Origin of the sequence: Agromyces agglutinans (genome assembly GCF_009647605.1) — a bacterium.
Lineage (GTDB): Bacteria > Actinomycetota > Actinomycetes > Actinomycetales > Microbacteriaceae > Agromyces > Agromyces agglutinans.
Genome location: NZ_WJIF01000001.1, coordinates 423,612 through 436,432 on the forward strand (window position 1 = coordinate 423,612; position 12,821 = coordinate 436,432).

Here is a 12,821-nt window from a genome sequence, read left to right on the forward strand (position 1 = left end):
CCGAACGTGTCGTGGTGGGGATGCGTCGATTCTATCGGGGCCGCCCGGCCGGGCATCACGGCCCTCAGACGCCGAACAGGCCCTCGCCGTGCCGGTGCAGCAGTTCGTACGCCTCGGCGAACGTCTGCGGCTCGGGGGTGTCTCCGCCGCCGGCGCGAGCCAGCAGCAAGCCGAGCAGTCCTCTCGCGGGCGGGCTCAGCGGCTTGTCCTTCGTCGTGCCGGCCGGGTGCGGCTGCGTCGCCTCGGGATTCGGGGGCACGTACTGCGGCGAGGTCACCGGCCACGTCGACGGATGCCTCGGCTTGTCGAGGTTCACGATGCTGAAGAGGTCGTTGGCGCCCGCGTCGCGCCGAGTGAGCGGCTTCAGGCCGTGCAGGCGCGACAGCGTCGCGATCACGGCACCGTGGTGCATCTCGTCGTGGATGATCGTGCCCGCGCGGGTGTACGCGGAGACGGCGATCGCGGGGACGCGGCATCCGAGGCGGTCGAACGCGAACCCCATCTCGCCGGGCGCCGCGTCGTCGTGCGGGGGGCTCGCCGCAGGCGGCGGCACGTGATCGTACGTGCCGCCGTGCTCGTCGAACGTGACGAGCAGCAGGGTGTTCAGCGCGTTGGAGCCCTTCGGGCTCGCACTCGTGCGCACGGCCTCGTAGATCCGGTGGATCAGCAGTTCGCCCGCGCGCACGTCGGAGATCGCGCTGTCGACGACCGCTTCGCCGTCGACGTCGGATTCGCGGAGCCGGCCGAAGGGCGGATGGAAGTCGTTGTGGTTGTACACCATGCGCGGCTCGATGAACGCGTACGCCGGCAGCTCGCCCGTGCGCGCGTCTTCGTAGAACCGGTCCATGGTCGCGAAGTGCTCGGTCTTCCAGTCCTCCTCGAGCACGGGCGCGTGCAGCACGCCCGTGAACGAGACGAGCTGCAACTCGTCGAAGTAGATGCGCCAGCTGAGCCCCGCCTCCTCGAGCCGGTTGAACACCGTGGGCGCCGGATCGGCGTCGAGCCACTTGTCGTAGCCGCCGCCGTGCTTGTTCGTGACGAAGCCGTGCGAGGTGGAGGCATGGAAGAAGGAGCGATTGCAGAACGTCTGCGACGGCACCGCGCAGTGCCAGGCGTCGAACACCGCGAAGTTCTTCGCGAGGGTCGAGAGCACGGGCAGCATCTCGGGCGAGAAGGAACCCATGATCTGGCCGAGTTCGGCCGGCGTCGGCTGCTCGCCCCGCTTCAGCCGTTCGAAGTTGATGAGGTAGTCGGTGACGAAGCCGTCCATCGTGGGCGTGGCACCGGGGGGCGGCGCGTTGTACGGATGGTCCATGTCACCGACGTCGGCGTCGGCGTTCGAGGAGGGGTCGACGATGCCGAACAACTGCGTGTTGACGTGCGGGTACTCCTCGCCGGGGTCGGGGTTCGGTCGGCCCATGATGTCGTCGGTCGGGCCCGCGTAGACATGCGCGGCGACGGTCGTGCCATCGGGAGCCGGATTCGCGTAGTCGCCGAACGCGAGACCGTCGAACCGCTGGCCGGCCGGCACGTCGTCGGGGCTGTAGAGCCAGCCCAGCAGGTTGTCGAACGAGCGGTTCTCACCCATGACCACCACGACGTGGTCGAATCCGGCCTCTTCGCGCGGCGTGAGGGCGGCGAAGTCGTCGGCGCCCTCAGCGAAGCCGCTCGAGTAGCCGATCGCCGCACCGGCCGCAGCGCCGATACCGCCGCCGACCACGGCCCCTGCGGCGGCGAACCCGCCGAACTTCAGGAAGTCGCGGCGCGAGGCGGCGTGAGCGGCTTCACCGCCGTCGCGGCCCGCGGCCGGGTCGCCGCCCTCACCCTTCGGCGTCATCCGCTCCCCCGTCGACGGCCGGCGCATCGAGCGCCGCGGGCCCCTCGGTCACGAGCACGCGGAACTGCGCGGCGTCGAGCACGCGGATGCCGAGCTCCTCGGCCTTGGCGAGTTTCGAGCCCGCCCCGGGACCCGCGGCGACGAAGTCGGTCTTCTTCGACACGCTCGAAGCGGCCTTGCCGCCCGCGGCGATGATCGCCTCTTGCGCGCCCTCGCGCGTGAACCCCTCGAGCGAGCCCGTCGCGACGATCGTGAGCCCCGCGAGCACGCCGCCCGCGTCGCCCGCGGCACCAGGACCCGGATGCCCGGGGGTCGACCACTGCACGCCCGCCGCGGCCCACCGCTCGACGATCTCGCGGTGCCACTCCTCCTCGAACCAGTCGGTCATCGCGTCGGCGATGATGCCGCCCACGCCCTCGACCTGGGCGAGCTCGTCGCGGGACGCCGCACGGATCCCGTCGAGCGACCCGAACCAGTCGGCGAGCGCGCGCGCCGCGACCGGCCCGACGTGCCGGATGTTGAGCGACACGATGAGCCGCCAGAGCGGCTTGGTCTTCGCGCGTTCGAGTTCGGCCAGAAGCTTCGTCGCCGCCTCGGAGGGCAGGAGCTCGCGGTGGCTCTTGCGGATGCCCGCCCGGCGCCGCTCGGCCGCGTCGAGGTGCTCGGTGCCGGGCGGGTAGGTCGCGGCGCCCCACTTCTGGAAGGGCGCCCGGCGGATCGGTTCGCCCGTCGCCTCGTCGACGCGGGGCTCGCCGGTCTCGGCGTCGCGCACGACCACTTCGATGGGCACGAGCTCCTCGACCGTGAGGTCGAACAGCCGCGCCTCGGTGCGAAGCGGCGGATCGGCTGGCACGTAGGGCTGCGTAAGCGCGGCGGCGGTGACCTCGCCGAGGGCCTCGATGTCGAGCGCACCGCGCGAGCCGATGTGCTCGACCCGGCCGCGCACCTGCGCTGGGCACGACCGAGCGTTCGGGCAGCGCAGGTCGATGTCGCCCTCCTTCATGGGGCGCAGCGGCGTGCCGCACTCGGGACAGCGCTCGGGCATGTGCCACTCGCGCTCGGTGCCGTCGCGCAGGCCCTCGACGGCGCCGAGGATCTCGGGGATCACGTCGCCGGCCTTGCGCAGCACCACGGTGTCGCCGATGAGCACGCCCTTGGCGCGCACCACGTCTTGGTTGTGAAGGGTCGCCTGGCGAACGGTCGAGCCGGCCACCTTGACGGGCTCCATGATGGCGAACGGCGTCGCGCGCCCCGTGCGGCCCACCCCGATGGCGATGTCGAGCAGCTTCGTGTGCACCTCTTCCGGCGGGTACTTGTAGGCGATCGCCCACCGCGGCGCGCGGCTGGTCGCACCGAGCTCGTCGTGCAGGTCGAGCTCGTCGATCTTGATGACGATGCCGTCGATCTCGTGCTCGACATCGTGGCGGTGCTCGCCCCAGTGCTCGATGAATCCGGCGACCTCGTCGATCGAGCCGAACACCCGGGTGTGCGGCGACACCGGCAGGCCCCAGCTCGCGATGAGGTCGTACACCTCGGACTGCGACGAGACGGGCGGGTCGGGCCACGCGCCGATGCCGTGCAGGTGGAGCGCGAGTCGGCCGAGCCGGTCGCGCATGAGCGCGAGCTGCTCGCGGCTCTTGTTCTCGCGGCGCTGGCGCAGGCTGCCGGCCGCTGTGTTGCGGGCGTTGGCGAACTCGGGGAACCGCACCGGGATCTCGTCGTCGGCACGCCCCTTGGCCCGCTGTTCGGCCGCGAAGGCGGCCTGCAGCTCGTGCTGGCGCTCGTTGAGCGCCTCGAAGTCGACGGTGCGCAGGAACACCTCGCCGCGGACCTCGAAGAACGGCGGGAACCCCTCGCCCGACAGCTTCCGGGGAATCGCGGGGATGAACTCGATGTTCTCGGTGATGTCTTCACCGACCCGGCCGTCGCCGCGCGTCGTCGCGGTCTCGAGCACGCCGTCGCGGTAGGCCAGGCTGATCGCCAGTCCGTCGATCTTCAGCTCGGAGAGCCAGCGCACCGGCCGGCCTGCGGCGGCCTGCGCCTTCGCGGCCCACTCGCGGAACTCGTCGACGCTGAACACGTTGTCGAGGCTCAGCATGCGCTCGGCGTGCTCGTGCGTCGGGAACCCGGCGCCGACGATCGCGGCCCCGACCTGCTGCGTCGGGCTGTCTTGGCCCGCCAGCTCGGGGAACGCGCGCTCGATCGCCTCGAGCCGATGGAACGCCTCGTCGTACTCGGCGTCGGAGAGCGGCGAGTCGCCGTCGCCGTAGTACGCGAGCCGCGCGCGATCGATGCGCTCGCGAAGCGCCTCGGATTCGCCGCGGGCGGTGTCGAAGTCGGCCGGGAGGTCGCGGATGTCGCTCACACGGTCATCCTACGAGCGGCCCCCGACGCCGACGGCACCCCGCCGCCGGGCACCCCGCCGCCGACGGGGTGCCCGATGCGCAGGATGCCCGCGAGACGCGGAGGCCGTGGCATCCGCCCCGCTCAGTCGTCGAGCGCGACGCGGTCGACGCGGCGGTGGAACCGTGTGCCGGCGATGCCGCCGAGCACCGCGCCGCCGAGGCTCACCACGGCGACGGCGAGCGCGGAGACGAGGCCGATGACCGTGATCTCGCCGTCGGAGAGCGGGAGGCGCGGCTGCACCGCGAGCTCGCGGAAGATCTCGTACCGACCGTCGAGCAGCACGCTCGCGAGCGCCGCCACGATCGCGATCACGAGGGCCCAGACCCACACGGCCACGCCCTGCACGGCGCCGTCGAACCGAGCCATGCGGCCGGCGACGTAGCCGCCGCAGAAGTACGAGACGAGCACGACGGCCAGCAGGAGGCCCACGCCGATCCAGCCCATGGTCGAGGGGTCGAGGCCCAGGGATCCGACCCAGCCGGGCACGGCCTCGAACCCGAGGGCGGCGCCGATCGCGGCCGAGAGCGCGAGCAGGATCGTCGCCGTGCCGGTCGCGGCCAGCCAGCCGAAGAGCGCGGCGCCGACCTGCACGCCGCCGAACCGGCGACGCTGGCGGGCGAGCAATTCGCGGGCGGTCGGTGCCGCGCCCGGCGCAGCGGCGGCCGCGGCCTCGTGGGTCGACGACGGCTCAGGCGCCGTGTCGGTCGCGGTCGGGGCGTGCGCGGTGTGCCTCGTCGTTTCCGGCGCCGCGTCCGCCGCGGCGCGCGGATCGGCCGCCTCGGTCGCGTCAGGGGCCGTGGACGTGGACGGGGCGGTGGACGTGGACGTGGTGCGGGGAGTGTGCTCGATGGTCACGGGAGTCTCCTCGTGTCGTGGGTGCGCCCGGGGGGATCGGCGCGGTCACGACCCTATGGGAGCGCTGTGAAGACCGACGAGGCGTTGACAGGACGGCCCACACGCCCGTATGGGGCGCGATTCCGCGGAAGCGCTCAGGCTCCGACGGGGACGGCGCTGACGGTGCGGTCGATCGTGCACTGGCCGAGCACGCGCGTGCCGACGTAGACGACCGCGGTCTGCCCGGGCGCGACGCCGTCGAGCGGTGTGTCGGGCGTGATCACGAGTTCGCGATCACCGGATGCCTCCGGCGCGGCCGGCACGAGTCGCGCGACCGCGGGCACCGGGTCGGCGTGCGCGCGGATCTGCACCTCGCACACGAACGGCTCGCCGTCGGCGGCCACGAGGCCCGAGGCGATCGGGTCGGCCCCGGCCCAGGAGAAGCGGGAGCCGGCGATCTCGCCGATCGCGAGCGCCTCCTTCGGGCCCACGACGACGGTGTTCTCCTTCGGCCGCACCTCGAGCACGAACCGCGGCCGGCCGTCGGGCGCGGGCGTGCCGAGCCGCAGGCCCTTGCGCTGGCCGACGGTGTACGCGTGGGCGCCCTCGTGGCTGCCGACGACCTCGCCCGTTCGGTCGACGATGTCGCCCGCGGCCGTGCCGACCTTCTCGGCGAGCCAGCCCTTGGTGTCGCCGTCGGAGATGAAGCAGATGTCGTAGGAGTCGGGCTTGCGGGCGACCTGGAGCCCGCGGCGCTCGGCCTCCTGGCGGACGAGTTCCTTCGACGGCGTGTCGCCGAGCGGGAAGTACGCGTGCTCGAGCTGCTCGGCCGTGAGCACGCCGAGCACGTAGCTCTGGTCCTTCGCCTCGGCGCTCGCGCGATGGAGTTCGCGTCGGCCCGAGGCATCCGTCGTGATCTTCGCGTAGTGGCCCGTCGCGACCGCGTCGAATCCGAGCGCGAGCGCCTTCTCGAGGAGCGCGGCGAACTTGATGCGCTCGTTGCAGCGCATGCACGGATTCGGGGTGCGGCCGGCCGCGTACTCCGAGATGAAGTCGTCGACGACGTCGGCCTTGAACCGCTCGGAGAAGTCCCACACGTAGTACGGGATGCCGAGCAGGTTCGCCGCGCGCTGCGCGTCCATCGAGTCCTCGATGGTGCAGCAGCCGCGGCTGCCGGTGCGCAGCGTGCCGGGCATGCGGCTGAGCGCGAGGTGCACGCCGACGACGTCGTGGCCGGCCTCGACGGCACGCGCCGCCGCGACGGCGCTGTCGACGCCGCCTGACATCGCCGCAAGCACTCGCATGCCACCAGTCTACGAAGCCGTGCTGAACGGATGCCCCGAGCCGGGCGCTCAGCGATCGAACGAGGTCGTGCGGGCCGCGAGGCCGGCACGCGAGGCGCGCGCGTACGCGTCGGGCAGCGCGGCCAGGAACGCGTCGACGTCGGCCTCGGTCGAGGCGTGCCCGAGCGTGAGGCGGAGCGCCCCGCGCGCGTCGGCCTCGCTGCGCCCCATGGCCAGCAGCACGTGGCTCGGCTCGGGAACGCCCGCCTGGCACGCCGAGCCGGTCGAGACGGCGACGCCCGCGGCATCCAGCAGGAACAGCAGCGAATCGCCCTCGCACCCCGGGAACGAGAAGTGCGCGTTCGCGGGCAGCCGGCCCGCCGGGTCGGGGTCGCCCGACAGCCGCGCCTCCGGCACGAGGCGTGCCACGCCCGCGACGAGCCGGTCGCGCAGCGCCGCCATGTGCTCCGCGTCGACGTCGAGCCGACCGGCCACCGCGGTCGCGGCCGCCGCGAAGCCCGCCGCCGCCGCGACGTCCTGCGTGCCCGAGCGCATCCGCCGCTGCTGGCCGCCACCGTGCAGCAGCGGCTCGAGCTGCGCCGACCGGTCGACGACGAGCGCGCCGATGCCCGCGGGCCCTCCGATCTTGTGCGCCGACACGCTCACGGCGACGAGCCCCGCGCCCGGCGGGGCATCCGTCTGCCGCCGGATCGCGCGCACGTCGATCGGGACCTGCCCGTAGGCGGCGACCGCGTCGATGTGCAGCGGTACGCCCGCATGCGCCGCGAGCTGCGCCGCCTCGAGCACCGGCTGGATCGTGCCGACCTCGTTGCTCGCCCACAGCATGGTCACGAGCGAGATGGATGCCGCATCGCGCGCGAGCTCGTCGGCGAGCGCGTCGAGGCGCACGCGGCCCACCTCGTCGACGGGCAGCTCGACGAACTCGGCGCCCTCGTGCGCCACCAGCCAGTCGATCGTGTCGATCGTCGCGTGGTGCTCGCCGGCCGGGGCGAGGATGCGCGGTCGCGGGCCGCCCGACTGCCGCCGCCAGTGCAGGCCCTTGATCGCGAGGTTCACGGCCTCGGTGCCGCTGCCCGTGAAGACGACCTCGATCGCGTCGGCCCCGAGCGTCGCGGCGACCCGCTCGCGCGACTCCTCGAGCGAGCGCTTGGCCTGCTGGCCCGCGCTGTGGATGGACGCGGGGTTGCCCGTCACCCCGAGGGCTGCGGTGAGCGCGTCGATCGCCTCGGGGAGCATGGGGGTCGTCGCGGCGTGGTCGAGGTACGCCATGGAACTACTGTAGATCGCATGCCCGCGGCCGACCCCCTGCATGACCTGGGCGTCCGCTGCGACGCCGACGGCGGCACGCTGCGGCTCTGGTCGGGCAATGCGACCTCGGTCGAGCTCGTCGTCTTCGCCGCCGACGACCTCGACTGGGCGATCGAGCGGGTGCCCGCCGTGCGCGACGAGCACGGCGTCTGGGAGGCGCGTTCGACGACGCTCGTCCCCGGCGCCGGCTACGGCGTGAGCGTCGACGGGCCCGCAGGGGTCGAGCACGCCTTCAATCCCGTGCACACCCTGCTCGATCCCTACGCGCGTGGGCTCGCCCGCGCCGGCGACGGCTCGTGGCGCGGCGTCGCGCCGGCTGCGCCCGGACAGGCGGTGGCGCCCGAGGCGGCGGACGCCGCCGAGGCATCCGTCGCCCGTCCGCCGAAGCCCCACGTGCCGCTCGACCGCACGGTCGTCTACGAGGCGCACGTCCGCGGATTCAGCCGGCGCAACCCGGCCCTGCCGGCCGAGCTGCGCGGCACGTACGCGGGCCTCGCGCACGACGCCTCGATCGAGCACCTGCTCCGTCTCGGAGTCACGACGGTCGAACTGCTGCCCGTGCACGCGTTCGTCTCCGAGGAGCGCCTCGTGCGCCAGGGCAAGACGAACTACTGGGGCTACAACACGCTCGGGTTCTTCGCCCCCCACGCGCCGTACGCGACCGCGGCCTCGCAGGCCGCGGGTGCCGAGGCGGTGCGCGCCGAGTTCCGCGCCATGGTCGACCGGCTGCACGAGGCCGGCCTCGAGGTCGTGCTCGACGTCGTCTACAACCACACCGCCGAAGAGGGCCGAGAGGGCCCGACGTTCAGCTTCCGCGGCATCGACAACGCCGCGTACTACCGCCACGACGCGCACGGCCGCTACGTCGACACGACCGGCTGCGGCAACACGCTCGACTTCGGCGCGGACGCCCCGGTGCGGCTCGTGCTCGACTCGATGCGGTACTGGGCAAGCGACATGGGCGTCGACGGGTTCCGCCTCGACCTCGCGGCGACCCTGGGCCGCGGCGATCACGGCGAGTACGACCGCGACCACCCGCTGCTGCGCGGCATGCTCGAGGATCCCGTGATCGGCGCGACGAAGCTCATCGCCGAGCCGTGGGACGTCGGCCCCGGCGGCTGGCGCACGGGCGACTTCCCGGCCGGTTTCACCGAGTGGAACGACCGCTACCGCGACCGCATGCGCGACTTCTGGCTGGGCGACCTCCGGCGCGAGCGCGAGACCGGCACCGCGGGCAGCGGCATCGGTCGCTTCGCGACCCGGCTCGCGGGCTCCTCGAACACGTTCGCGCGCGAGCGCGGCCCGCTCGCGAGCCTCAACTTCATCACCGCGCACGACGGGTTCACGCTCGCCGACCTGACCGCCTTCGACGTCAAGCACAACGAGGGCAACGGTGAAGACAACCGGGACGGCACCGACCACAACAACTCCTACAACCACGGCGTGGAGGGCCGCACCGACGATCCCGCGATCCGCGCCGCCCGTCGGCGGAGCGTGCGCAATCTGATGGGTACGCTGCTGCTCTCGGCCGGCGTGCCGATGCTCACCGCGGGCGACGAGTTCGGCCGCAGCCAGGCGGGCAACAACAACGCCTACTGCCATGACTCCGACCTGACGTGGCTCGGCTGGGAGTGGGCCGACGAGCAGCGGGCGCTCTTCGACACGACGCGGCGGCTCATCCGGCTGCGCGCCGAGAACCCCGCACTGCGGCCCGTGCGGTTCGGCGTCTTCGGCGAGACCACGCCGGGAGCGTCGCAGATGGACTGGTACAACGCCGACGGCGAGACCATGACCATCGACGACTGGAACTCCCCCGCCGAGCGCACGCTGCAGTACCTCGCCGCCTCGACCCCCGAGACCGAGGAGTTCAACCGCATCCTGCTCGTCGTGCACGCGCGCGAGGAGGCGACCGAGGTCGTGCTGCCCGAGCACGAGGGCGTCGCCGCGTACACCCTGCTGTGGGACTCGGCGAGCGAGACGCCCGCCGTCGCGGCCGCAGAGCCGCGACCCGGCGAGCGCGTGCGGGTCTCGCCGCTGTCGATGCAGCTCTACCGGGCGGCCGACGTCTGATGGCCAGGCGAGTGGATGCCTCCGCCGGCACGCCGGCGACCGTCGCCCTCGTCACCGCGGGCGTCGCGTTCACGCCGCATGCGTACGAGCACGACCCGCGCGCGAGCGCGTACGGACTCGAAGCCGCCGAGAAGCTCGGCGTTCCGCCGGAGCGGGTGTTCAAGACGCTCGTGGCCGTGGTCGACGGCGGGCTGGCGGTCGGCATCGTGCCCGCGAACGCGCAGCTCGACCTGAAGGCGCTCGCCGCCGCGGTCGGCGGCAAGCGCGCCGAGATGGCAGACCCGGCCGTGGCCGAGCGACGCACGGGCTACGTCGTCGGCGGCATCAGCCCGATCGGCCAGAAGACGGCGCTGCCGACCGTGCTCGACGAGTCGGCGATCCTGTGCGAGACCGTGCTCGTGTCGGGCGGCAAGCGCGGCCTCGACCTCGAACTCGCGCCAGACGACCTGCTCGCCGTCACCGGTGGGAGGTACGCGCCGATCGCGCGCGGCCGATAGCGCGATCACCCCGCGGTCGCGACGAGCCCGAGTTCGGCGGCGCTCAGCAGCAGCGGGTGGTTCGGGATGACCCGCACCGTGTAGCCGAAGGCACCGGCACGATCGAGCACGACGCGGCCGCCGTATTCGCGCGGTCCGTCGCCGGGTTTCGCGGCCGTGGGCTCGAGCACCGCGCGGCGCGGCGACTCGATCGTCTCATCGGCCGTCGAGCGGCCGTAGACGACCTCGACCTGCACGTCGTCAGGCGAGAGTTCGCCGAGCGCGACCGTGGCGCGCAGGCGCAGCTCGTCGCCGACGTGCGGCGCGTCGACGCCGCCCGACTCGACGTGCACGACCGAGACGCCCGGCCACGCGGCGCGCACCCGGGCGCTCCAGGCCGCGAGCTCGCGCGCACCGCGGGCATGGTCGGCCCCGACGGCCCGCCCGTGCCGCCACGCGTGCCGGTAGAGCCGGTCGACGTACTCGCGCACCATGCGGTCGGCCCCGAGCTCGGGCGCGAGGCCGGCGAGGGTCCGCCGGAGCATGCCGACCCACTCGTGCGGCACGTCGTGCTCGGAGCGGTCGTAGAACCGCGGCACGATCGCGTGCTCGAGCAGGTCGTAGAGCGCGGCCGCCTCGAGCGCGTCGCGCTCGGAGGCATCCGCCGCCTGGTCGGCCGACGGGATGACCCATCCGGAGTCCTCCGACGCGTACTCGGCCCACCAACCGTCGAGGATCGAGAGGTTCAGCGCGCCGTTCATCGCGGCCTTCATACCCGACGTGCCGCACGCTTCGAGCGGACGCAGCGGGTTGTTCAGCCACACGTCGCAGCCGGGGTAGAGCACCGAGGCCATGCCGATGTCGTAGTCGGGAAGGAACACGATGCGCGCCCGCAGCTCGGGTCGCTGCGCGAACTGCACGAGCTGCTGGATGAGCCGCTTGCCCTCGTCGTCGGCGGGATGCGACTTGCCCGCGATCACGAACTGCACGGGCCGATCGGGATCCGTGAGGATCGCCGCGAGCCGCTCGGGGTCCTGCAGCATGAGCGTCAGCCGCTTGTACGTCGGCACCCGCCGCGCGAATCCGACGGTGAGCACGTCGGGGTCGAGCACGCCCTCGATCCACTCGGGCGCGGGCGCGCCCGAGTGCTGGGTCGACCATGCGGCGGCGAGCCGACGCCGCGCGTCAGCGACGAGCTGGGCCCGCATGCCGCGCTTGACCGACCACAGTTCCGCGTCGTCGAGGGCGCCGCTCAACCACTCGGCGTGCTCGGAGTCGGCGGTTCCGAGCACGCGTTCGGCGAGCGCGCGCAGCGCGGGGTCGACCCAGGTCGGGCTGTGCACGCCGTTCGTGACCGAGGTGATGGGCACCTCGTCGGTGTCGAACCCGGGCCACAGCGAGCCGAACATGCGCCGGCTGACCTCGCCGTGCAGCCTCGACACGCCGTTCGCGTGCTGCGCGAGGCGCAGGCCCATGACCGCCATGTTGAACGCGCTCGTCGCGGGATCGGCGCCGGGCTCGACGCCGAGCGCCAGGGCATCGCCGGGCTTCACGCCCGGCAGCAGGTTGTTGGTCAGGTACCGCTCGACGAGCGGCCGGTCGAACCGGTCGATGCCGGCCGGCACCGGCGTATGCGTCGTGAAGATCGTCGACGCCCGCACGAGCTGCAGCGCCTCGGGGAACGTCAGGCCCTCGCCGATCAGCGAGGAGATGCGCTCGAGGCCCAGGAACCCCGCGTGGCCCTCGTTCATGTGGAACACCTCGGGCGCCGGCGCACCCGTCAGCTCGACCCAGGCGTCGATCGCCCGCGCCCCGCCGATGCCGAGCAGCAGCTCCTGCTGCAGGCGGTATTCGCCGCCGCCGCCGTAGAGGCGGTCGGTCACCCGCCGGAGGTCGTCGGGGTTCGCCGGCACATCGGTGTCGAGCAGGAGCAGCGTGACCCGGCCGACCTGCGCCCGCCAGACCCGCGCCACCAGCGCCCGGTCGTCGGGCAGGGCGAGCACGACCTGCACGGCGGTGCCATCGGGGTGACGCACGAGCGAGAGCGGCAGGCCATCGGGATCGAGCACGGGGTACCGCTCCTGCTGCCACCCGTCGGGTGAGATCGATTGCGAGAAGTAGCCCGAACCGTAGAAGAGTCCCACGCCGAGGATGGGCACGCCGAGGTCGCTCGCGGCCTTCAGGTGATCGCCGGCGAGGATGCCGAGGCCGCCCGAGTACTGCGGCAGGGCCTCGGCGATGCCGAACTCGGGCGAGAGGTAGGCGATGCTGCGCGGCGCGTCGTCGCCGAGGCCCTGGTACCACCTGGGCTCGTCGAGATAGGCGCGCAGGTCGGCGCGCTCGCGCTCGGCCCACTCGACGTAGCCGGCGTCGTCGGCGAGCGCCTCCAGCCGCGCCGGGTCGACCTCGCCGAGGAACGCGACCGGGTCGCGACCCGAGCCCGCCCACGCCTCGGGATCGATGTGCTCGAACAGCCGCCGCGTCGGCTCGTGCCACGACCAGCGCAGGTTGCCGGCCAGCTCCTCGAGCGCGGCGAGCGGCCCGGGAACGACGGCGCGGACGGTGAACTTCCTGATCGGCTTCACC

General features: G+C 73.1%; 8 protein-coding genes. 2 read left to right on the plus strand and 6 right to left on the minus strand.

Features of this window, described 5'->3' with window-relative positions; genetic code table 11:
• Positions 1-64 precede the first annotated feature (64 nt).
• The 5 genes from GE115_RS02045 to GE115_RS02065 all read right to left on the minus strand — a co-directional run bounded on the left by GE115_RS02045 (position 65) and on the right by GE115_RS02065 (position 7,650).
• Positions 65-1,837: an alkaline phosphatase family protein gene (locus GE115_RS02045; RefSeq protein WP_153683114.1), complete on the minus strand. Its 1,773-nt coding sequence runs from the start codon at positions 1,835-1,837 to the stop codon at positions 65-67.
• Entirely contained in the window at positions 1,821-4,202 is a 2,382-nt protein-coding gene (gene ligA, locus GE115_RS02050; RefSeq protein WP_312854806.1) for an NAD-dependent DNA ligase LigA, read from the minus strand. The genes GE115_RS02045 and ligA overlap by 17 nt, the downstream gene beginning before the upstream one ends.
• A 122-nt stretch (positions 4,203-4,324) precedes the next feature.
• Positions 4,325-5,098, minus strand: coding sequence for a hypothetical protein (locus GE115_RS02055; protein ID WP_153683115.1), 774 nt, complete (start codon positions 5,096-5,098; stop codon positions 4,325-4,327).
• A 134-nt stretch (positions 5,099-5,232) separates the two neighbouring features.
• Positions 5,233-6,381, minus strand: coding sequence for a tRNA 2-thiouridine(34) synthase MnmA (gene mnmA / locus GE115_RS02060; protein ID WP_153683116.1), 1,149 nt, complete (start codon positions 6,379-6,381; stop codon positions 5,233-5,235).
• A 48-nt stretch (positions 6,382-6,429) separates the two neighbouring features.
• Positions 6,430-7,650 carry a cysteine desulfurase family protein gene (locus tag GE115_RS02065; protein WP_153683117.1) on the minus strand — a complete coding sequence of 407 codons (1,221 nt, stop codon included), beginning with the start codon at positions 7,648-7,650 and terminating at the stop codon, positions 6,430-6,432.
• 18 nt (positions 7,651-7,668) lie between these two features.
• On the opposite strand from GE115_RS02065, the gene glgX reads away from it, so the two are divergent.
• Together glgX and ybaK are read left to right on the plus strand one after the other, a co-directional pair.
• On the plus strand, positions 7,669-9,759 hold the full coding sequence (glgX, locus tag GE115_RS02070; protein WP_153683118.1) for a glycogen debranching protein GlgX: 2,091 nt from the start codon (positions 7,669-7,671) through the stop codon (positions 9,757-9,759).
• Positions 9,759-10,256 (plus strand): Cys-tRNA(Pro) deacylase, encoded by a 498-nt coding sequence (gene ybaK, locus GE115_RS02075; RefSeq protein ID WP_153683119.1) that lies wholly within the window; start codon positions 9,759-9,761, stop codon positions 10,254-10,256. Before glgX ends, ybaK begins: the two co-directional genes overlap by 1 nt.
• A 5-nt stretch (positions 10,257-10,261) precedes the next feature.
• Here ybaK and glgP read toward each other — a convergent pair whose 3' ends face one another.
• A complete protein-coding gene (gene glgP / locus GE115_RS02080) occupies positions 10,262-12,820 on the minus strand; it encodes an alpha-glucan family phosphorylase (RefSeq protein WP_312854807.1) in 2,559 nt (852 codons plus the stop codon).
• Between the last annotated feature and the right edge of the window lies 1 nt (position 12,821).

Bases quoted from the DNA above. Each gene is read 5' to 3' on its own strand.
- GE115_RS02045 (WP_153683114.1), bottom strand. From the start codon at position 1,837: ATGACGCCGAAGGGTGAGGGCGGCGACCCGGCCGCGGGCCGCGACGGC.
- mnmA (WP_153683116.1), bottom strand. From the start codon at position 6,381: ATGCGAGTGCTTGCGGCGATGTCAGGCGGCGTCGACAGCGCCGTCGCG.
- GE115_RS02065 (WP_153683117.1), bottom strand. From the start codon at position 7,650: ATGGCGTACCTCGACCACGCCGCGACGACCCCCATGCTCCCCGAGGCG.
- glgX (WP_153683118.1), top strand. From the start codon at position 7,669: ATGCCCGCGGCCGACCCCCTGCATGACCTGGGCGTCCGCTGCGACGCC.
- ybaK (WP_153683119.1), top strand. From the start codon at position 9,759: ATGGCCAGGCGAGTGGATGCCTCCGCCGGCACGCCGGCGACCGTCGCC.